Raw genomic sequence first — 21031 nt, forward strand, 5'->3', positions numbered from 1 at the left:
TTACTTAAAGGAATAATATGAGATTAGATAAATTTTTAGCCAATAGTGGTATAGGTACTAGAAAAGAAGTAAAAGAATTAATTAAATTAAGAAAAATTACTGTTAATGATATTATTGTAAAGTCCAATGATATGAAAATTGATGAAATAAAAGATGTTATTAAATATGAAAACAATATAATAAATTACACGAAATTTAGGTATATTATGTTAAATAAACCTAAAGGATATATTAGTGCTACAGAAGATTTAAAACAAAAAACTGTTTTAGATTTAATTACAGATTTTAAAACATATAATTTATTTCCCGTTGGAAGGTTAGACATTGATACAGAAGGACTATTACTATTAACTAATGATGGAAATTTAGCACACAACCTTTTATCGCCAAAAAAACATGTAGAAAAAAAGTATTATGTTGAATTAAGAGATATTATTAATAGTTCTCAAATTGGGATACTTGAATCTGGTGTTGATATTGGTGATGATATAATAACTAAATCATCAAAAATTTCTAAAATAGATTCTGATAAAGTATTTATTACCATAACTGAAGGGAAATTTCATCAAATAAAAAGAATGTTTGAAGCAGTTGATAACAAAGTAATGTATTTAAAAAGAATTTCAATGGGATCACTAATATTAGATGAAAATTTAAAACTAGGAGAGTACAGAGAGCTTACTGTAGAAGAATTGGAAGGATTATTATGAAAAAAATAGCATACGTTGGGACTAAAATTAATTTTGACATTTATAGAGTTTTACATAATAGAATAAAAGAAGTTAAAAATTTAGATTCTGAAATATTTTATGTATCTTATTTGGATGTTACAATAGATGAATTTTTAAAAGAATATGATGCAGTTTTTTTTGAGGATAATTTATACAATAAACAAAAGTTTGACTTTTATTTTAATGTAGATGGAGTTATACAAGAAATAAATTTAAAAAAACTTTCTTTTATAGAATTAATGAAGTATGCCAATTTTAAAATTGAAAATTCAAACATATTAATTTTAGAAACAAATGAGTATTTTAAGCAAATTTATGAAGGACTTAAGGAGCTTAAAGCTTCAAAGTTTCACATCTCATCAATAAAACAAAATAATAGCATAAAATTAGACAAAGGAGACTATTTTAAAAACTTTTTAGATATAGAAAGATTGTCAAATTTAGATTTAATTATAAATTTAACAGATGTAGGAAATATATATACTTTAGATCAAAGTCCTTTAAAAAATGATACTAATATAAATTCTAAATATGTATTAGATTTAGTTAAAATACCTATAGAAAGTACCTTTTTAAAACAATTTAAAAGTAAGGGTGCTAATATAATTTATGGAATAGACCTATCAATTATAGAGATGATTTTAATGCTACTTATGATATTTGATAGAAAAGATATTTTCTATAATGAATTTATTAAACAATTACATGTTTTTGTAGATAAAAAAATAAATCCAAGACCCAAAAATGAAGTAGAAGAAATAAATACATCCAAAGAATTTTTAAAATTATTGAAAGGAAATATATAATATGGAAGATTTAAACATTGAATATGAAAAATTACATAATTTTGCAAGATTATTTAATATAGAATATGATGTATATAAAGGAGCAGTGGATAGTTATAATAAAGATTTGAAAAACGCTGTATTAGAGTATATAGGCTTTGAAGACACAGAAGGTGAAATTCAAAATTTTGAAACATTTTTTTATTACTTAGCTGTTGAAGAAACAAATGCATATTTTCATAATTATAAATCAAAAAATTATACAAAAGGTTTAAAAAGATTGGTAAATGATTTTTTACCATTATTAAATAATATTGACTTTGAAGATTTCGAAAAAAAAGAAAATGAATATGAAGACGTTTTGATAAATATTTTAATTTCAGAGATAAACTATAACCTTAGAAAAGAAAAAAAATCAATAGTCGGATTCACTATTGGTTTAGATAATATTTTTTATCTTTTAATTGATAATTCTAAATTAAAAGAAATGAAAAATACTGATTCTAAACTTTTACATATTATAGACTTAGAATATTTAGAAAAACAATTTGGTATAATTTATAAACTTAAAGATACTATACCTGAATTGTCAAATTATCTTCAAAAAGGTGATTATATTATGGAACCTGATGAAACAAAAGGAAGTTATATAACTTTATTTGATAAAGCTGTTAAAAAGAATCTTGCTATTAATTACCTTACAGAGGATCAAAAAAAATTATTAAAGGTTGTGTTATAATGAATATTAAATTATGTATTTTTGATATGGATGGATTAATATTTGACACTGAAAAAGAGTACATAAGACAAGCAGTAAAATTTGCAAAAACAAATAACATTGATATAACAGAAAAACAAATGCATAGTGTTATTGGAACTAATAATGAAGCATGCGTTAAATTCTATAAATCTCATTTTCCAAACTTAGATTTTAAAAAAATATTTAAAACTATAGAAGAAGAAATAATGAAATTAAGTGATGAAAGAAAAATTGGTGTAAAAAAAGGAGTTAAAGAGTTAATAAGTTATTTAAAAAATGAAAATATTAAACTTGCTATAGCTTCATCATCTCAAAAAAACAAAATTCATAAATTATTAAAAAATGAAGAATTATATCAATATTTTGATTTTATTATATCTGGAGAAGAAGTATTAGAAAGTAAACCTAATCCAGAAATATTTTTAAAAACTATAAAACACTTTAGATTAAATCCTTGTGATTGTATAGTTCTTGAAGATTCATATAATGGTATTAGAGCTGCGCATAAAGCAGGTGCTATTCCTGTAATGATACCTGATTTATTAATACCTACAGATGAAACTGATAAATTATGTTTTAAAACATTAGATAACCTACTTGAAGTAATAAAACTACTAGAGGAGATAAAAAATGGAGAATATAACACTATATAGAAAATACAGACCTCAAAATTTTTCACAACTATATGGACAAGAACATATAGTAAGGGCTATAAAAAATTCATTAGATAACGATAAATTATCTCATGCTTATCTTTTTAATGGACCTCGTGGTGTAGGTAAAACAACTATTGCAAGATTAATAGCAAAAGGTGTAAACTGTCATACTGAAATTACATCTACACCTTGTGATAATTGTGAAAACTGTATTGAAATTACAAAAGGAATATCGGTAGATATTGTTGAAATTGATGCCGCTTCTAATAGAGGTATAGATGAAATTAGAGATTTAAAAGAAAGTACGGGATATTTACCTGTTAAATCTAGAAAGAAAATATATATAATCGATGAAGTACATATGTTAACCAAAGAAGCTTTTAATGCTTTATTAAAGATATTAGAAGAACCTCCAAAACATATAATATTCATTTTAGCAACTACTGAAATAGAAAAAATTCCTGATACGGTAATTTCTCGTTGTCAAAGATATGATTTTAAAACTATAAGTGAAAAAGATATATTAGAAATGTTAAGAAAAGTATCAGAAACTGAAAAAATTAATATAGATGATGAAAGTCTAAAATTAATTTATTCAAAATCTGAAGGTTCTGCAAGAGATTCATTTTCTATCTATGAACAGGTGATTTCAAATTATTATAATGAAGATAAAATTACTATTGAATTAACTGAAAAAGCTTTAGGTGTTGTATCACAGGTAGTACATAAGAAATTTTTATCACTTATATTAAATAAAGAAAAAAATGATTTGATTTCTTTTATAGATAATTTATGGGTAGAAGGAATACAAATTGATCAATTTTTAAGAGATTTTTGTAAGTTTGCTAAACAAGAAGATATTAAAATTGAAACTAAAATAAAGATTATTTCTAATATACTTGAAATTTTGGTTAAATATAAAAATGAAGAAGACAAGAGATTAATTGCATATATAATAATAAGTAACTTAATTACAGACACTAAACATGAAGTTAGAACAATAGAAGTACGTACTAATGGGATTGAATTTAATGAAGATAAATGGGATATTTTTAAAAAACATCTTCAAGAATTAGGAAGTCAAAGGTACTACAATCTAATTAAAGATACGACAATATCTGTAAATAATAATAACATTACAATTATTAATAATAATTCTAATTATTTTTTCCAATATTTAAATTCTGAAAATTCTATTGATTTTTTAGAAAAAGAGATAGAACGTAAGTTTGGATACAAATATAACATACTTATTGAAGGAAGTAATAATAATATTGATGATGAATTTAACGAAAAAATAAAAAATAAAATAATTTCTATATTTAATGCTTTAGAAAGATAAAGGAGATTGAAATGAAAGTAAAGGTAATTTTAAAAGAAAATATTAAAGGTGTAGGAAAAAAAGATGAAATAATAGAAGTAAAAGATGGTTATGCTAATAATTTTTTATTTGCACAAAATAAGGCTGTACCAGCAACACCTGAAAATATAAATAAATTGGAAAATAAAAAAAATAAAATATCTAAAAACATAGAAAAAGAAGTTACTCATGCTAATGAATTAAAAGAAAAACTTGAAAATAATAGTATTGTATTAAAAGTAAAAGTAGGAAAAGATGGTAAGGTTTTTGGATCTTTAGGTGCAAAAGAAATAGAAGAAGCTGTTAAAGAACAATTAAATATACAAATAGATAAAAAGAAAATGGGTAATGATGCTAGATTAAAATCTATAGGCCAACATAAAGTAGAGGTTAAGTTATATGCAGAAATAAAAGCTATATTAACAGTAAATGTAGTTAGTTTATAATAGAGGTATTAATATGGAAATAAATAACTTTGAAGGATTAAATAATTTTGAATTAGAGAAAGTAATAATAGGTTCTTTTTTTCTTGAACCATCATTACTGTATTCAGCAACTAAAAAATTAAAACCTAATGATTTCTTTAATGAAAAAAATAGAATCATATATACTAATTTAATTAACTATACTAATGAAAAAGATACTGAAAATTTAGATATTAACTTATTTATAGATTATTTAAAAAATAATAACGTTCTTGAAAAAATTGGTGGAGAAGAATTTTTAAATAATATTTTATTATCAACAGTACATTCTTCTGGTGTTGATGTTTATATAGAAAACATATTAGAATATTCTAAAAAAAGAAAATTATATGAATTATCAAGAGATATTACTAAACAATTATTCAATAACCAAGAATCAAAATTAATATTAGAAAATTCACAATTAAAAATTAGTGAACTATTTGATGATTTAAATAACAATGGAGTTATTGGAATTAGTTCATTAGTAATTGATGAATTAAATAGAATAGAAGATTTAAGAAATAATCCATTAATAGAAACAAAAGTTAAAACTAAATATATTAGATATGATGAATACACAAAAGGATTACATCCAAGTAATTTAATTATACTTGCTGCAAGACCATCTGTAGGTAAAACAACTTTATCATTAAATATTGGTTTGAATGTGGCAGAGCAACAAAAAAAAGTATTAATTTTTAGTTTGGAAATGGGAGAACAAGAACTTCTAAAAAAACTAATAGCTATAAAAGGAGAAATTGATTTAGAGCAAATAAAAGATGTTTCATTTATAGCAAAGCCTGAAATAGTTAATAAGTATTCTAATGCTTTACAAGAACTTTCAAAATTAGATATATTAATAGATGCTGGTGCTACACCAACTATCTCTAATATTAAGAATACTTGTAGAAATGTACAAAGAAAAGGAAAAGAAATAGGATTAATTATAATAGATTATTTACAATTAATTCAAGGTAGTGGTAAATCTGGAAGTAGAGAACAAGAAATTTCAGAGATTTCTAGAGGATTAAAACTACTGGCTAAAGAATTAAATGTTCCTATTTTAGCCTTATCACAATTATCTAGAAAAGTAGATTCACGTGAAGATAAAAGACCTATACTTTCAGATTTAAGAGAATCTGGATCTATAGAACAAGATGCAGATCAAGTGTTATTTATATATAACCCTGAATATCATCAAACAAGAAAGAAAAATATAGCAGAAAATTCAAATCAATTTTTCCCTATTGAACTATTATTAGCAAAACATAGAAACGGTCAAACTGGTGGAATGTTATTATTTTTTGATAAATCAAAACAAAAGTTTAGAAATCCTACTAATGAAGAAGAATATAATTATTATAATAGTTTAAAGGATGAAGATTAAGGAGGAACAATGGTAAAAAAAGCAGAGCTACTTGCACCTGCTGGTAATATGGAGAAGTTAAAAGCAGCATTTCATTTTGGAGCAGATGCTGTATATATAGGGGGAAGAGGTTTTAATTTAAGAGGAATGAGCGCAAACTTTACTGACAAAGAATTAACTGAAGCAGTTGAATATGCTCATTCATTAAGTAAAAAAGTTTACGTAACATTAAATATTTTTGCACATAATCAAGAAGTTAATTATATTCCTAAATTTATTAAATTTTTAGAAAAAGCTAATGTAGATGCTGTAATAGTTGGAGATTTAGGTATAATACAACAAGTTAGAGAACATGCACCAAATCTTGAGATACATGTAAGTACACAAGCAAATGCTACAAACTGGATGACAGTAAAAGCTTATAGAGATATGGGTGCTTCTAGAGTAATATTAGCAAGAGAGATGTCTTTACATGAAATAAAACAAATAAAAGAAAAAGTACCTGATATTGAACTTGAAGTATTTATTCATGGTGCAATGTGTATGGCTGTTTCAGGGCGTTGTTTACTAAGTAATTACTTTACATCTAGAGATGCAAACAGAGGCATATGTGCTCAAGATTGTAGATGGAACTATAAAGTAATTGCAGAAGGACACGAAGAAACAGGTGCACATGATATAGTTGAAGATGAGGGTGGAACATTTATATTCAATGCTAAAGATTTATGTACTATAGAATTTATAGATAAAATTTTAGAAGCTGGTGTCGATTCACTAAAAATAGAAGGTAGAATGAAATCTATTTATTATAATTCTACAGTAACAAAACAATATAGAGAAGCAATAGATGCTTATTATTCAGGAAATTATTCATATAACCCTAAATGGTTATATGAATTACAAACTATAAGTCATAGACTTTATTCATCTGGATTCTTTTTCGGATCTACTAGTGAGTTTGATCAAAATTACAACACAAGTTCATCTTACTCTCAAACTTACCAATTAGTTGCTAATGTTTTAGAAAAAGTTGATAAAAATAAATATAAAATACAGGTAAGAAATAGAATTATAGCTTCTGAAGTAGAATTAGAGCTAGTAAGACCAAATGTTGATCCTATTAAATTTAGAGTAAATAATTTTTATAATTTAAAAACAGAAGAATATGAAGAAATTGTACATCCTAATACTATTGCTGTTATAGAAACGGAAATAGAGATGGGAGAATTAGATTTAATTAGAGTAAAATTACCTGAAGGTGTTTCAGATTCAGATATGGATATTTCTCAAACAGATCAATCTAATTCAGGATTTGTACCTAAACAATGTTCTTGTGGTAGAAATAATTAAAGAAAAGGAGTTTTATCATGAAGGAGAAAATTTTAATTATAGAAGATGATGTTAAAATAGCAAGAATTATCGAAGTAGAATTAAAATTTGAAGGATTTGATGTTCAAATTGAAAATGATGGAAAAGAAGGGTTATTAGCAGCAAAATATAATCATTTTGATTTAATTTTACTTGACGTTATGCTACCTAAAATGAATGGGTTTGAAATTTGTAAGAGAATAAGGGAAGACTCTGATGTACCGATAATATTTTTAACAGCTAAAGATCAAATTACAGATAAAGTAATATCTTTTGATTATGGTGCTGACGATTATATCACTAAACCATTTTCTAATGAAGAGTTAATAGCAAGAATAAAAGCTTTATTAAGACGTGCCAAAAAGAAAAATGAAAAGAAAGAAGATTTTGTATTTGAGGATTTAAGAATATCATATACTGCCCACGAAGTTTATAGAGATGGTGAATTAATACCTCTATCGAAAAAAGAATTCGACCTTTTAGACTACTTAGTCTTAAATAAAGGTATAGTACTAAACAGAGATAATATTTTAGAGGAAGTCTGGGGATTTGATCAAATTGGTAATAACAATATTCTTGATTTATATATTAAATATTTAAGAGATAAAATTGATAAGCCTTATTCTAGAAAATTCATTCAAACTAAAAGAGGAATAGGATTTGTATTCAAATAAAGACTTTAAAAAATTTTATGGAATAAAAAATAGAATTACTATAACATTTAGTTTTGTATTTATATTTATTACATTATTCTCAACTGTAATTCTATTTTTAATATTAAATGGGCAAAATAATAATACATTAGTTTTTCAATATTCAGCAAAAGTTAATGAAATTAATGCTTATTTTTCAAGAATAGAGGATTATACTAATAAATACAATGAAAAAAAACTAAAATTAAAATTTGAACCTGAGATAAAGGAACAAAGTATAGTTTATCCTAAACCTTTCAATCCAGGAGAAGAAGACTTTAGATATATATTACATATAGTTTCAAAAAATTATGTTGACGTTATACCTATTAATACATCTGGTTTTGAAATAAATATAAATAATTTATCTAAAACTTTTGGAAATATTAAATCAAATATACTTATACCTAATACTATAGTATTAAATAATAATAGTACAGAATCATCTAATTTTTCTGTAGTAAAATTAACTAAAAATATAAAAGGAGCTATATTTGAAATATATATATTAAAAAATATAGATCAGCATGTAAAAACTATAAATACATTAAAAATATTATTTTTAGTAAGTGCTTTATTAGGATTAATATTAATATTTTTAACATCTAGAGTTATAAGTAATAGAATACTAAAACCTATTAAAAATATTATTAAAACTTCAAAAGAAATTTCAAGTGGTGATTTATCACGTAGAATTCCAAATTTTGAAGTTAAAGATGAATTATATGATTTAACTAATATTATAAATGAAATGCTTGATAAGATAAACCTTACATTTGATAAACAATCTAGGTTTATTTCAGATGTTTCTCATGAACTTAGAACTCCAATTTCAATAATTAAAGGTTATGCTGAATTAATAAATAGAAGATACATAAAATCGCTTACTAAAGAGGAAATTGAAACTCCTAGAAATGAATTACTGATAGAGTCTACAGATTCTATAGTTAAAGAAAGTGAAAATATGACTAAACTTATTACTTCTTTACTATTTTTATCTCGTGGTGATGAAAATAATATTAAGATGTTGAATAAAGTGAATGTTAATTCTTCTAAAATACTACATCAAATAGAATCAGATTATAGCCTTGTTACTCAAAATAAAAAAGTATTAGTAGAGAGAAATGATAATTTTGAATTTATATCGGATGAAAACTTATTACTACAATCATTAAGAATAGTTATAGAAAATGGACTAAAATATTCACCTGATAATTCAAATGTATATATTTCATCTATATACGATAAAAATGAAAATACAGGTTATTTTGTAGTAAGAGATGAAGGATTTGGTATAGATGAAGATCAAATTGAAAAAATATTCGATAGATTTTATAGAGTTGATGAATCACGTAATAAAGAAACAGGTGGTAATGGACTTGGTTTATCTATTTTCAAAAGAATATTAGAAATACAAAATCAAAAATATACTATGGAATCAAAAATTAATGTTGGAACAAAAATTACAATAATAATTAATAATATTTCAAATAATTAGGCAATTAAATATTGCCTATTTTTTGAAAAGGAGAAAAAATGGAAGATTATATAATAATACTAAACAAACCTAAAAATATTACATCATTTTCATATATACAAAAGTATAGAAAAGAATTAGGGATTAAAAAAGTTGGACATGCAGGAACTTTAGATCCTATGGCCGAAGGATTAATGATAGTTATGGCAAATAATGCAACTAAATTTTCAGATTACTTAATGAAACATTCTAAAACATATTATGTAGAAATGGAGCTAGGTTATGAAACTAGTACTTTTGATCTTGAAGGTGAAATAACAAATAAAGTTATAAATGATTTTGATATAGACATTAATACACTAAATCAAGTATTATCTAACTATAAAGGAGAAATTATTCAGATACCACCTATGTTTTCAGCAATAAAAAAAAATGGTGTAAAATTATATAATTTAGCTAGAAAAGGTATAGAAATAGAAATAGAAGGTAGAAAAGTTATTATATCTGATATATACGATGTTAATATAAACGGTAAAATAATTTCATTTAGAACTGATGTAAGTAGCGGAACATATATTAGATCATTAGTTAGAGATATAGGACGTGATTTAAAAACTTATGCTACTATGACTAAATTAGTTAGAGAAAAAATAGATGATTTTACATTTGATGATGTAAATAAAAAAATAGATGTAGAAAATATATTCAAATACGAAAAAATTAATGTAGATCAAATTTTATATAAACATCTATATAATGGTATGACAAAAATTATAGAATTAAAGGATAAGAATATTGTAGATAAATATTTAAAGGTATATTTTGATAAAAAATTTATTGGAATAGTAGAAATTATAAAAAAAATAGGCTATACTTATTATATAAAAAGGAGTAAATACTTTAAGGAGTTGAGATAATATGAAAATTCGTAAAGCAATTATCCCTGCTGCGGGACTTGGTACAAGGGTTTTACCTGCTACAAAAGCACAACCAAAAGAAATGCTTAGTATAGTAGATAAACCAGCATTACAATATTTAGTTGAAGAATTAATTGAAAGTGGTATACAAGAGATTCTAATTATTACTGGTAGAAATAAACAATCTATTGAAAATCATTTTGATTATTCTTATGAATTAGAAGCAATACTTAAAGAAAAAGGAAAAGAAAAGCTATTTAATGAAGTACAAAATATATCTAAAATGGTAAATATGTACTACGTAAGACAAAAGTTACCTCTTGGTTTAGGTCACGCTATTTCGTGTGCTGAATCTTTTGTTGCAAATGAACCATTTTTAATATTATTAGGAGATGATATAATTTATACAAATAAAGAAAAAGGAGAAATTCCTGTTTCTAAACAATTAATTAATGTATATGAAAAAAATGGTGGTGGAAGTATAATAGGTGTACAGAAAGTACCAAAAAAAGATTTAAATAAATATGGAATTATTAAACAAGGGAAAAAAATTGATGAAAATACTTATGAAATAGACGATTTTGTTGAAAAACCTTGTATCGAAAATGCTCCTAGTCAATATGCTGCATTAGGAAGATATATATTAGAACCAGAAATATTCAAATATTTAAAAGAAGAGGCACCTGTTGATTATGAAATACAATTAACACCAGCTATATTGAAAATGGCTAAAAACAAGGATTCAAAATTGTATTCTTATGAATTTGAAGGTTTAAGATACGATACCGGTGATAAATTTGGTATGTTTAAGGCTAATGTAGAATTTGGTTTAAGACATCCAGAATTGAAAGATAAAATAAGAAAATATTTATTAGACTTAAAGGTAGAATTATGAAAATTGTTGGAGATAGTATTACTACACAAAAAATTGATGAATATATTGAAAAAGAATATAAAGTAAGTAAAGACATTTTGATGGAAAATGTAGTTTTTAAACTATATGAAAATATTGATATAAATTTTGAAAGTTATTTAATTGTAGCAGGTTTTGGTAACAATGGTGGAGATGGTTATGCACTTGCAAGAATGTTACACGCAAATAATAAAGATGTAATAATATTTAAGATTGATAACGATTATATTAGCAATGAATGTAAACTTAATTATGAAAGATGTCTTGCTTTAGGAATAAGAATTATAGATAATATTGATAAATTAGATTTTTATTTACAGAAAACCGAAGTAGTTGTAGATGCAATTTTTGGTATAGGTTTAAATAAGGAATTACCTAAAAATATCAAAGATATTGTGTATAAAATAAACAAATATAAATATTTATCGCAATATAAAGTATATAGTATAGATATACCCACAGGATTAGATTCGAAATATGGAAATACTTATGGAGCGTGTATAGAAGCAGATATAACATTAAGTATAATGACATATAAAAATGGTTTTTTAAACTATAGTTCACGTATTAATACTGGTGAAATAAAAGTAATTAAGGATATTATACTACCAAATAAAGATCTAAAAAGATTTTCAAACATATTTATTATTGAAAAAAATGACATAAAAAGTATAGAAATAAAAAGAAGAGAAGAGGATAATAAAACAACATACGGGAAAACATTTATTGTTGCAGGTTCTAAAAAATATTTTGGTGCTGCAAAATTAGCAGCTAAATCATGTGTTAAATGTGGTAGTGGTTATACATATTTATTATCGGACTTTGAAGGAATAGAAAAAGTTGTTGAGAGTGTACCAGAAGTGATTTATGAAAGAGACATAAATAATTTAGATAAAGCAACAACAATAGCAATAGGTCCAGGAATGGAATTTAATGAATATATCTATAATATAATTGAAGAATATAAAGATAATAAAAATTTAGTTATAGATGCAGGAGCATTAAGCAATAAAATAAACTTTAATAACCATAATAACGTAATAATTACACCACATACAGGGGAATTTTCAAGAATAAGCAATACAGAAATAGATTTAATAAAAAAAGATCCAATAGAAGTAATACAAAATTATAGTAGAAATAATAAAGTAACTGTACTATTAAAAGGAAAGAATACATACATAAGTGATGGAGTAGATGTATATATAATTGATACAGGAAATCCTTACATGGCAAATGCAGGAATGGGAGATGTTTTAACAGGTATGATATCATCTCTAAATGCACAAGGTTATACACTAAAAGAATCTGCAATAATAGGAACGTACCTTCACGGATATATTGCAGATGAATTATCTAAAAAACAATATATAATAAATCCAACAGATATTATTGATAATATTGGGAAATATATGAAAGAATTATTTATATAAATATAATAAAATACCATAAATAAAGGTTTGTGGTATTTTTTTTATACATTTCGTTATATAAACATTACACCATTTTTTAGAGTTGTGATATTAATATAACAACTAAATCAAGATGTAAACCAAATTAAGTTAATGTGAATAACTTTTGAAAAAGTGAATAACTTATAATATGTATTTTTTGTAAGTACACCATTTTTATTTGTATTTTTAAAAAATAAATATAGTTTGTCACAGATTGTTATTGGACTTCGTGTATAAGTGTATAACTTATGAATTATAAAAAGTAAACTTATATTGAATTTATGGTCTTATTATTGTATAATTTATAAGAGGTGATAAAATGATAAATATTACAATAGGTGTTACTTCCGGAATAGCTTGTTATAAAGCATTGGACGTTTGTTCTAAGCTTAAAAAATTAAATTTTAATATAACTGTTGTTATGAGCGAAAAAGCTTCGAAACTTATTTCACCATTATTATTTCAGTCGTTAACTCAAAATAAAGTATATATAGATATGTTTGATAATGATGAAATTAAAGTTTCTCACATAGAATTAGCCAAAAATTCTGATTTTGTTTTTATAATACCTGCAACATATAATTTAATAGGTAAAATAGCAAATGGTATTGCTGATGATTTTATGTCAACGTTTATATCTGCATGCAATCCTAAGAAAGTAACTTTCTTTCCTGCAATGAATACAAACATGTATTTAAACCCTATATTACAGGATAATTTAGAAAAACTTACAAAATATAATTATACAATAATTAAGCCTGTTTCTGGTTTGCTAGCATGCGGGGATAATGGTATTGGAAAGTTACCTGATGTTGATGATATAGTAGATGAAATAACATTTATAATTAATAAAACATATAAATATGAGAATAAAAAGATTCTTATAACTGCTGGTGGAACTATAGAAAATATAGACCCAGTAAGATATATTTCTAATAAATCTAGTGGTAAAATGGGTTATTCTATAGCAAAAATAGCTGCTCTTAATAGTGCGGAAGTAACGTTAATAAGCACAACTAAAACGCTTAAAGTACCAAAAGGTGTAAATAAAGTTATATATGTTAATAATGCTAATGAAATGTATGATGCTGTTATGGATAATATCCAAGATATAGATTATATGTTTATGGTTGCTGCAGTATCTGATTTTAGAATAAAAAACTATTCAGAAAATAAAATAAAGAAAAATGATCTAAAAGATTTAAAATTAGATTTAGAATTAAACGTAGATATTCTGAAAAAAATTTCAGAAATTAAACCTAGAAATTTTAAATTAATAGGATTTGCAGCAGAAAGTCATGATTTTGTAGAAAATGCAACTAAGAAATTAGAAAGTAAAAATTTAGATTATATTATTTTAAATGATATTTCAAAATCAACAATAGGTTTTAATTCTTATAATAATAAAGTTGTTATTTTTAATAAAGATAAAAATATGATTGATATTAAGGAAAATAATAAAGAAATTGTTGCTAAAGATATTTTAGATAACATTATATTTTAAGTCCGATAATATATCTTATGTATAATAAGAAAGGAGGCGTATATGTCACTTGGTCAAACTAATTGTCCACTTATACTTCCAAATGTTCCTTTGCAGCCTCTTGAATTAATTGAAAAATCTATTCAAAAAAAATATAGAGAATTTTTATGGTCTCCTTTCATAAAAGCTTTGAAGGATTTTAATTTAGTTTCTGAAAATGATAAAATTGCTGTAGCAATTTCAGGTGGTAAAGATTCTCTTTTACTTGCAAAATTATTCCAAGAGCTTAAAAGGGCTTCTAAAACAAATTTTGAGCTAAAGTTTATTGCTATGAATCCTGGTTTTAATCAAAGAAATTTAGATAACCTAAAGTTTAATCTTGAACATTTAGATATCCCCTGTGAAATATATGATGATAATATATTTGAAGTCGCCGGTAAAATAGCTAAAGATTATCCTTGTTATATGTGTGCAAAAATGCGCCGTGGTTCGTTATACTCAAAGGCTACTGAATTAGGATGCAATAAATTAGCGCTTGGACACCACTTAGACGATGTGGTTGAAACGACTCTAATGTCTATGTTTTATATGGGAAAATTTGAAACTATGCTCCCTAAATTAAAGTCCGATAATTTTGATATAGAACTTATAAGACCTCTATTTTATGTTGAAGAAAAAAATATTATTAAATTTGCAAAAAACAATGGTATTCAAGCAATGAATTGTGGTTGTACAGTTGCTGCAGAAAAAACTTCAAGTAAAAGGCGTGAAACAAAGGAATTAATTGATCAATTATCTAAATTAAATCCAAATATAAAGAAAAAAATACTCTCTTCTACTTTTAATGTTAATGTAGAGAAAATACTTGGATTTAAATATAAAAAAGACTATTTTTCATATTTAGATGATTATAATTTTACAATAAAATAAATTTGGATTTAACCTACTATCATGGTATAATCTATTGAAAAACATTTTAGGAGTACAAATAATGCAATTTGAATATTACAAAGAATATTTTAATAAAATAAAAGTTAAGGAGTGTGTAATGAAAGGAATAATCTGTGTTGACGGAGTTGTTGGTGTTGGTAAATCTTCTTTAGGTAAAATATTAGCTGAAAAATATAATTCTATATTATATGAGGAACCTGTTGTTGATAATCCTATTCTAGATAAATATTATTATGATAGAAAAAGATGGGCTTTCCCGTTACAAATTTTCTTTTTAAATAAAAGATTTCAAATGATAAAAAATGCATCACAATTAGGTAAATGTGTTATGGATAGATCTATTTATGGAGATGTTATTTTTTCAAAAATGCTTGTTGAAGATGGGGATATGACTCAAGAAGAATTTGAGTTATACGAAGAATTACTTTTTAATATGTTAGAACATGTTGAAAAACCTGCTTTAATGATTTATTTAGAAACTTCTGTTGACTCTGCTCTTTCAAAAATTAAAAAAAGAGGTAGAGATTACGAACAAATTGTTCCAAGAGATTATTGGGAAAGTTTAGATAGACATTATAGAGAATATTTTAAGAATTATAACATTTCTGAAATTATTACTATTAATGTTGATGAAATTGACTTTGTAAACAATGAAAAAGATAGAGAATATATTTTAAATCTAATAGATAAAAAATTATCAAAACTTCAAATAAAATAAGCTATTCTAACGAATAGCCTATTTTTATAATATATTACTTTTTAAATATACATCTACTAATTTTTCAGTTGCATTTATTGAGTCTACATTACTTCTTTCATATGAATGTGAAGATTCAACTCCAGCACCAATTAATGCATGCTTAATATCAAAACCAGCCCTAATAGCTGCTGATGCATCACTACCATAATAAGGATATATATCAAGTTTATATGGTATATTATTTTTCTTTGATAGTTCAACTAAGTGATTACGTAATTCGTAATGATAAGGACCAGATGCATCCTTAACACAAATAGAAACTGTATATTCATCTGTTTGTTGATCATCACCCATAGCTCCCATATCTATAGCAAGATACTCTACTACTTTTTCCGGTATATTAGAATTTGCTCCATAACCTATTTCTTCGTTATTACTAAAATAAAAATGTGTAGTTTGTGGTAATAAAACGTTGTTATTTTTATATTCTTTTAATAGATTTAACATTATTGCAGCACTTATTTTATCATCTAGATGTCTACTTTTTATAAATCCATTATCTAATATTACAGTTCTAGGATCAAACGAAATAAAATCTCCCACTTCTATTCCAAGTTCTCTTGTTTCTTTTTCATTATTAACTTTTTCATCTATTCTAACTTCAATATTTTGCTGATTTCTTTCAATTGTTCCTGAATTTCTATATACATGTACACTAGTTTGATGTAATAAAATAGTTCCCTCTATTACTTTATTGTTTTTAGTTACATGTATTTTACAATTTTCACCCTCTATTGAATTATATGTAAAACCACCAATTAGATCTATTTTTAAACGACCGCTTGGTTTAATTGCTCTAACCATTGCACCTAAAGTGTCTAAATGTGCTGTAATAATACGATGCTTATCGTCATCTTTACCATTTAATGTAACTAATACTGCACCCTTATTTGTATATGCTGGTTTATATCCTAGTTTTTTTACTTCATCAAATATATATTTCATTATTTCTTTTGTATATCCTGTTGGTGAAGGGATATTAGTTAATTTAACTAAATAATCTAATGTATTCATTATTTCTCCTATTTATTTTTATCTAAAGCTTTATTAAATTCTGCTATAACATGAGCATTTTCTTTTAAAAATTCTTCATTGTTTTCAACGATTTCTAATTTTTCCATTATATCTCCAGTTACAAGTTTTTTAACAACTTCTAAGTCTTCTTCTGAAACAACTTCTCCAAAAATTGTATGGTTATTATTTAACCACTCTGTAACCACTGTTGTTATGAAAAATTGAGAACCATTAGTATTTGGACCTGCATTAGCCATTGCTAAATAACCTGGTTTATCAAATACATATCCATTATATACTTCATCTCCAAATGCATACCCAGGTCCACCCATTCCTGTTCCCGTTGGATCTCCTCCTTGAGCCATAAAATCTTCTATTACTCTATGAAATTTTAATCCATCATAGTAACCTCTGTTGATTAAATTTACAAAATTAACCACAGTTACTGGTGCCGCTTCTTCAAATAAATTTAAATTTATTATTCCTTTATTAGTTGTTATTTTAATTTTCATTTTTACCTCTCTTTTCCTTATTTATATTTTAATTTTAATTCTGCCTCTTTATAATTAGGCATATATTTCTCTACATGTCTATAAAAATTAACACTATGATTTGGATGTTTTAAATGCGCTAATTCATGTATTATTACATAATCTATTTCAAATAAACTTCTTTTAATTAAATTAGTGTTTAACGCTATTATGCCTTTATTTGGTACACAATATCCCCATTTACCTTTTATAGTTTTAACAATCAATCTTTCAATTTTTTCATTCATTATTAATAGATAATTTTCTATTCTTTGTTTAAATAATTTTTCAGCTTCTTTATAATAAAAAATTTCCATTAATTTCTTTTTATAATTAAATTCATTATTTTTTGTATTAATTATTATTTTATCTTCTTCCCTATTTACATTATCGTAATTACTCTCAATAATATGTATTTTATAAAATTTTCCTAAAAGTTTCACAGTTGTCCCTGTTTCAAAAGTCTCATCAACACTATTTTTCTTATATTTCTTTATTTTATTAATATTACTATCTATCCAATCTTTTTTAGATAAAATAAATTGTTCTATATAATATCTATCAATATGTAATGGTGCAGATATGTATATACTTAAATCACTTCTTATTCTTAGATTAATATTCTTAACTTTTTTTCTTTCAACTTCATATCCTAAAATATTCTCAACCAATATTAATGTCCTCCATCTCTTTTTCAAGAGTTAATCTTATTGGATCTAAAACAAAAACTGTTTTATCTAGTAATTTATAATACAAATTTTCGTCCAAAACTTTTATAGCTTTTACTATTTTTAATACATTATCTTTTTTATTAATAAAAATTTTTTTATCTAAAAAGACTAATACCATTTTAAATTTTTGAATTTTAACACCATCATAATTTGAGTTAAATGAAAGTGAACGAATTAATAAATCTTTTATATTAAATAAATCTATATAAATATTTTTTATACCAAATAAATCTCTTTTTACTATTACCAATTCATTATCTATTCCCATAACTTTTTCAAACTTATCATTATAGTTTTCTATTATTTTTCTTGAACCTTTAATAACTAAACTAGTTAATAAAAATATTATTATAAACCTTACCATTAATACTCCTAAACCAATTTATCTAAAAATACTGTTGCTAGACCTAAGAATAAGAAAAATCCACATATATCAGTAATAGTTGTTAATACTACTGCTGAGGCCATTGCCGGGTCAATTTTAAGTAGTTTTAGACCAACTGGTATAAGATAACCTACTAGAGAAGCTATAACACAGTTTCCTATCATAGCCAGGAAAATAACAAAACTTAAATAAAAACTCTTATAAAAGAAATAGATTGCAATACCGCATATTATTCCTAAAATAATACCGTTTATAAATCCTAATGCTATATATTTAAGAGATATATTCCAACTATCATCACTATCGCTTTCATCTAAGGCAATTGATCTAATTGTAACAGCTAAACTTTGAGTTCCTGCATTACCACCCATACCCGAAACTATAGGCATAGAAACTGCAAGAGCAACTACAGCATCTATTGTATTTGAAAATAAACCTACTGTAAATGATGCAAGGAAAGTTGTTATTAAATTTATTGCAAGCCACGGTAATCTTTTTGATACACTTTCTTTTAAAGTTGTTTCTAGTGTTTCATCATCTCCAGCCCCGTGCATTTTCAAGATATCTTCTGTATTTTCTTCATTAATTACATCAATAACGTCATCTATTGTTATTATCCCTAGCATATTACCTTTTCTATTTACAACAGGTACAACTTTTAATCCATATCTAGAAACTATTTGTGCTACTTTTTCCTGATCATAATATGGATCAACATAAATTATATTTTCATCTGTAATCTCCTCAAGTAAAGTATCATCTGAAGCAGTTAAGATATCCCTTAAATCCGCTTCACCAAAAAGTCTTGATTCTTCATCTAAAACAAATATTGTTTCTATGTATTCTGTTTTAGGTCCTATAATTTTAATTTTTTCCATTATATCTTTAATCTTAAGATTTTTTTTGAAAGCTATATATTGAGTGGTCATTATCCCACCGGCTGTATCGTCTGCATATCCTAAAAGTAATCTAATTTTATTAGCATCAGATCTCTTCATGTTATCAAGTATTTCTTTACTCTTTCTAAGTTCAAGAGAACCCAAAATATCTGCAACATCATCTGGTGGTAAATATGATAAAATATCTATTGTTTCATCTAAATCTAATAAATTTAAAATACGTACTTGTAATTTTTCATCAGCTTCTTCAAATATTTCTATTTTAACTTCTTCACTAAATAAGTTAAATACTCTTAATAATTCATTATCATCTTCTATTTCATAAAATGAATCTGCTATATCTACAGTATGATGTTCCTCAACAAATTCTTCTACTTCTTCTTCAGATTCTAAATTTTGTAAATCCTCTGCTATTTCTTCTGTATCTATATCTTCTTCAAAATATTCTTCCTCATCTTCATGTTCTAATCTACTTTTAATTTCTTGTTTAAGAGTTTCTATTTCTTCTTGTGTTAATTTTTCTATATCTAAATTATTTTTCATTTTTCACCCTCATTTCTTCTAATATAGGTAAAAAATATTTTATAGAAAGAAGAGTTTTCATATCTATTAAATAGTTTTCTATTTCATCAATATTTATCCAATGTGATTTAATATCCTCTGCCTCATCAAAGTCAGTTTCTCCTGGTATAATATCATTGGATTTTAGTCTTGCAGCATAAAAATATATATATTGTGTCATATATGGATCTACAAGCATAGGATTTTTCATAGAAACAAAATCTACTACATCTTCAGGACTATAACCTGTTTCTTCTTTTAATTCTCTATTTACAGCTACAAAAGGAGATTCACCTGGATCTATAATACCAGCAACATTTTCAAAAATAGCCTTATCTACACCTGGTCTATACTGTTCTACTAATAAAACTTTATCTAAATTCTCATCAAAAACAGTTAAACAAACAGCATCATCTTTAATTATATATTCCAGCGGAACTTTGGTTGTAGGATGATACTTTATAGCTCCCTTTAAAAATTTAAAACCATCTTTTATTGGCATTTCCATTTTAATCACCTCTTTTTCCTAAATTTACATAAATATTATACTATAATTAATTAAATAAAAGCAACCTTTTTAAATTGTAAGTAGAAATTAGAAATGTCCAAAATTAAATAATAAAAATTTTATAGTGCAGTATAATTGAATTTATGCTGCATTTTTATTTTCAAAATAAATATTTTTTGATGTTTTACCATTAAAAATTTTTCTTGGATAATTATTCATAAAGTCTTGTATATATTCTATCTCTTCATTACTTAACTTATTAA

22 protein-coding genes are annotated in these 21031 nt (G+C 24.5%); 16 read left to right on the forward strand and 6 right to left on the reverse strand.

The window, feature by feature from the left end:
• Positions 1-17: 17 nt before the first annotated feature.
• The 16 genes from AYC60_RS01185 to AYC60_RS01260 all read left to right on the forward strand — a co-directional run bounded on the left by AYC60_RS01185 (position 18) and on the right by AYC60_RS01260 (position 16098).
• Positions 18-710 (forward strand): pseudouridine synthase, encoded by a 693-nt coding sequence (locus tag AYC60_RS01185; RefSeq protein WP_067320283.1) that lies wholly within the window; start codon positions 18-20, stop codon positions 708-710.
• Complete coding sequence (locus tag AYC60_RS01190) at positions 707-1537, forward strand: Rossmann-fold NAD(P)-binding domain-containing protein (protein ID WP_067320286.1); 831 nt, start codon at positions 707-709, stop codon at positions 1535-1537. Before AYC60_RS01185 ends, AYC60_RS01190 begins: the two co-directional genes overlap by 4 nt.
• Before the next feature lies 1 nt (position 1538).
• Positions 1539-2255 carry a hypothetical protein gene (locus tag AYC60_RS01195; protein ID WP_067320289.1) on the forward strand — a complete coding sequence of 239 codons (717 nt, stop codon included), beginning with the start codon at positions 1539-1541 and terminating at the stop codon, positions 2253-2255.
• Positions 2255-2929 (forward strand): HAD family hydrolase, encoded by a 675-nt coding sequence (locus AYC60_RS01200; protein ID WP_067320290.1) that lies wholly within the window; start codon positions 2255-2257, stop codon positions 2927-2929. Before AYC60_RS01195 ends, AYC60_RS01200 begins: the two co-directional genes overlap by 1 nt.
• On the forward strand, positions 2907-4274 hold the full coding sequence (gene dnaX, locus AYC60_RS01205) for a DNA polymerase III subunit gamma/tau (protein WP_067320293.1): 1368 nt from the start codon (positions 2907-2909) through the stop codon (positions 4272-4274). Before AYC60_RS01200 ends, dnaX begins: the two co-directional genes overlap by 23 nt.
• 11 nt (positions 4275-4285) lie before the next feature.
• Positions 4286-4738 (forward strand): 50S ribosomal protein L9, encoded by a 453-nt coding sequence (gene rplI / locus AYC60_RS01210; RefSeq protein ID WP_067320295.1) that lies wholly within the window; start codon positions 4286-4288, stop codon positions 4736-4738.
• A 13-nt stretch (positions 4739-4751) separates the two neighbouring features.
• Complete coding sequence (gene dnaB, locus AYC60_RS01215) at positions 4752-6146, forward strand: replicative DNA helicase (protein WP_067320298.1); 1395 nt, start codon at positions 4752-4754, stop codon at positions 6144-6146.
• Between the two features lie 9 nt (positions 6147-6155).
• Entirely contained in the window at positions 6156-7475 is a 1320-nt protein-coding gene (locus AYC60_RS01220) for a peptidase U32 family protein (RefSeq protein WP_067320300.1), read from the forward strand.
• Between the two features lie 17 nt (positions 7476-7492).
• Positions 7493-8167, forward strand: coding sequence for a response regulator transcription factor (locus AYC60_RS01225; RefSeq protein ID WP_067320303.1), 675 nt, complete (start codon positions 7493-7495; stop codon positions 8165-8167).
• Positions 8154-9683 (forward strand): sensor histidine kinase, encoded by a 1530-nt coding sequence (locus AYC60_RS01230; RefSeq protein ID WP_067320304.1) that lies wholly within the window; start codon positions 8154-8156, stop codon positions 9681-9683. The genes AYC60_RS01225 and AYC60_RS01230 overlap by 14 nt, the downstream gene beginning before the upstream one ends.
• 38 nt (positions 9684-9721) lie before the next feature.
• Positions 9722-10579: a tRNA pseudouridine(55) synthase TruB gene (gene truB, locus AYC60_RS01235; protein ID WP_067320307.1), complete on the forward strand. Its 858-nt coding sequence runs from the start codon at positions 9722-9724 to the stop codon at positions 10577-10579.
• A gap of 1 nt (position 10580) precedes the next feature.
• Positions 10581-11474: a UTP--glucose-1-phosphate uridylyltransferase GalU gene (gene galU, locus AYC60_RS01240; protein ID WP_067320310.1), complete on the forward strand. Its 894-nt coding sequence runs from the start codon at positions 10581-10583 to the stop codon at positions 11472-11474.
• Complete coding sequence (locus AYC60_RS01245; RefSeq protein WP_067320313.1) at positions 11471-12925, forward strand: bifunctional ADP-dependent NAD(P)H-hydrate dehydratase/NAD(P)H-hydrate epimerase; 1455 nt, start codon at positions 11471-11473, stop codon at positions 12923-12925. The genes galU and AYC60_RS01245 overlap by 4 nt, the downstream gene beginning before the upstream one ends.
• 340 nt (positions 12926-13265) lie before the next feature.
• The gene (gene coaBC / locus AYC60_RS01250; RefSeq protein ID WP_067320317.1) at positions 13266-14450 is read left to right on the forward strand and encodes a bifunctional phosphopantothenoylcysteine decarboxylase/phosphopantothenate--cysteine ligase CoaBC; all 1185 of its coding nucleotides are present in this window, start codon (positions 13266-13268) and stop codon (positions 14448-14450) included.
• Positions 14451-14492: 42 nt separating this feature from the next.
• Complete coding sequence (locus AYC60_RS01255; RefSeq protein ID WP_067320319.1) at positions 14493-15359, forward strand: tRNA 2-thiocytidine biosynthesis TtcA family protein; 867 nt, start codon at positions 14493-14495, stop codon at positions 15357-15359.
• 118 nt (positions 15360-15477) lie between these two features.
• Positions 15478-16098 (forward strand): deoxynucleoside kinase, encoded by a 621-nt coding sequence (locus AYC60_RS01260; RefSeq protein ID WP_231724606.1) that lies wholly within the window; start codon positions 15478-15480, stop codon positions 16096-16098.
• Between the two features lie 24 nt (positions 16099-16122).
• On the opposite strand, the gene AYC60_RS01265 is transcribed toward AYC60_RS01260, so the two are convergent.
• From AYC60_RS01265 to AYC60_RS01290, 6 genes are read right to left on the reverse strand one after another with little or no spacing between them, the layout of a single operon-like run.
• Positions 16123-17154 carry a M42 family metallopeptidase gene (locus tag AYC60_RS01265; protein ID WP_067320322.1) on the reverse strand — a complete coding sequence of 344 codons (1032 nt, stop codon included), beginning with the start codon at positions 17152-17154 and terminating at the stop codon, positions 16123-16125.
• Between the two features lie 8 nt (positions 17155-17162).
• On the reverse strand, positions 17163-17666 hold the full coding sequence (locus AYC60_RS01270) for a peptidylprolyl isomerase (protein WP_067320323.1): 504 nt from the start codon (positions 17664-17666) through the stop codon (positions 17163-17165).
• A 17-nt stretch (positions 17667-17683) separates the two neighbouring features.
• Positions 17684-18355, reverse strand: coding sequence for a M48 family metallopeptidase (locus AYC60_RS01275; RefSeq protein ID WP_231724607.1), 672 nt, complete (start codon positions 18353-18355; stop codon positions 17684-17686).
• Positions 18348-18779 carry a hypothetical protein gene (locus AYC60_RS01280; protein WP_067320325.1) on the reverse strand — a complete coding sequence of 144 codons (432 nt, stop codon included), beginning with the start codon at positions 18777-18779 and terminating at the stop codon, positions 18348-18350. The genes AYC60_RS01275 and AYC60_RS01280 overlap by 8 nt, the downstream gene beginning before the upstream one ends.
• A gap of 8 nt (positions 18780-18787) precedes the next feature.
• Positions 18788-20242, reverse strand: a complete 1455-nt coding sequence (mgtE, locus tag AYC60_RS01285; RefSeq protein ID WP_067320327.1) for a magnesium transporter — start codon at positions 20240-20242, stop codon at positions 18788-18790.
• Complete coding sequence (locus AYC60_RS01290; protein ID WP_067320332.1) at positions 20232-20768, reverse strand: NUDIX hydrolase; 537 nt, start codon at positions 20766-20768, stop codon at positions 20232-20234. The genes mgtE and AYC60_RS01290 overlap by 11 nt, the downstream gene beginning before the upstream one ends.
• Positions 20769-21031: the final 263 nt, after the last annotated feature.

The sequence above is a fragment of the Streptobacillus felis genome (assembly GCF_001559775.1).
Taxonomy (GTDB): domain Bacteria; phylum Fusobacteriota; class Fusobacteriia; order Fusobacteriales; family Leptotrichiaceae; genus Streptobacillus; species Streptobacillus felis.

What these genes read in the sequence shown, in the direction of transcription:
- AYC60_RS01280 (WP_067320325.1), bottom strand. Translation starts at nt 18,779, where the DNA reads ATGGTAAGGTTTATAATAATATTTTTATTAACTAGTTTAGTTATTAAA.
- AYC60_RS01225 (WP_067320303.1), top strand. Translation starts at nt 7,493, where the DNA reads ATGAAGGAGAAAATTTTAATTATAGAAGATGATGTTAAAATAGCAAGA.
- AYC60_RS01265 (WP_067320322.1), bottom strand. Translation starts at nt 17,154, where the DNA reads ATGAATACATTAGATTATTTAGTTAAATTAACTAATATCCCTTCACCA.
- AYC60_RS01255 (WP_067320319.1), top strand. Translation starts at nt 14,493, where the DNA reads ATGTCACTTGGTCAAACTAATTGTCCACTTATACTTCCAAATGTTCCT.
- AYC60_RS01245 (WP_067320313.1), top strand. Translation starts at nt 11,471, where the DNA reads ATGAAAATTGTTGGAGATAGTATTACTACACAAAAAATTGATGAATAT.
- AYC60_RS01260 (WP_231724606.1), top strand. Translation starts at nt 15,478, where the DNA reads ATGAAAGGAATAATCTGTGTTGACGGAGTTGTTGGTGTTGGTAAATCT.
- AYC60_RS01190 (WP_067320286.1), top strand. Translation starts at nt 707, where the DNA reads ATGAAAAAAATAGCATACGTTGGGACTAAAATTAATTTTGACATTTAT.
- mgtE (WP_067320327.1), bottom strand. Translation starts at nt 20,242, where the DNA reads ATGAAAAATAATTTAGATATAGAAAAATTAACACAAGAAGAAATAGAA.
- dnaB (WP_067320298.1), top strand. Translation starts at nt 4,752, where the DNA reads ATGGAAATAAATAACTTTGAAGGATTAAATAATTTTGAATTAGAGAAA.
- AYC60_RS01200 (WP_067320290.1), top strand. Translation starts at nt 2,255, where the DNA reads ATGAATATTAAATTATGTATTTTTGATATGGATGGATTAATATTTGAC.
- AYC60_RS01220 (WP_067320300.1), top strand. Translation starts at nt 6,156, where the DNA reads ATGGTAAAAAAAGCAGAGCTACTTGCACCTGCTGGTAATATGGAGAAG.
- dnaX (WP_067320293.1), top strand. Translation starts at nt 2,907, where the DNA reads ATGGAGAATATAACACTATATAGAAAATACAGACCTCAAAATTTTTCA.
- truB (WP_067320307.1), top strand. Translation starts at nt 9,722, where the DNA reads ATGGAAGATTATATAATAATACTAAACAAACCTAAAAATATTACATCA.
- AYC60_RS01185 (WP_067320283.1), top strand. Translation starts at nt 18, where the DNA reads ATGAGATTAGATAAATTTTTAGCCAATAGTGGTATAGGTACTAGAAAA.
- coaBC (WP_067320317.1), top strand. Translation starts at nt 13,266, where the DNA reads ATGATAAATATTACAATAGGTGTTACTTCCGGAATAGCTTGTTATAAA.
- AYC60_RS01195 (WP_067320289.1), top strand. Translation starts at nt 1,539, where the DNA reads ATGGAAGATTTAAACATTGAATATGAAAAATTACATAATTTTGCAAGA.
- AYC60_RS01270 (WP_067320323.1), bottom strand. Translation starts at nt 17,666, where the DNA reads ATGAAAATTAAAATAACAACTAATAAAGGAATAATAAATTTAAATTTA.
- galU (WP_067320310.1), top strand. Translation starts at nt 10,581, where the DNA reads ATGAAAATTCGTAAAGCAATTATCCCTGCTGCGGGACTTGGTACAAGG.
- rplI (WP_067320295.1), top strand. Translation starts at nt 4,286, where the DNA reads ATGAAAGTAAAGGTAATTTTAAAAGAAAATATTAAAGGTGTAGGAAAA.
- AYC60_RS01290 (WP_067320332.1), bottom strand. Translation starts at nt 20,768, where the DNA reads ATGGAAATGCCAATAAAAGATGGTTTTAAATTTTTAAAGGGAGCTATA.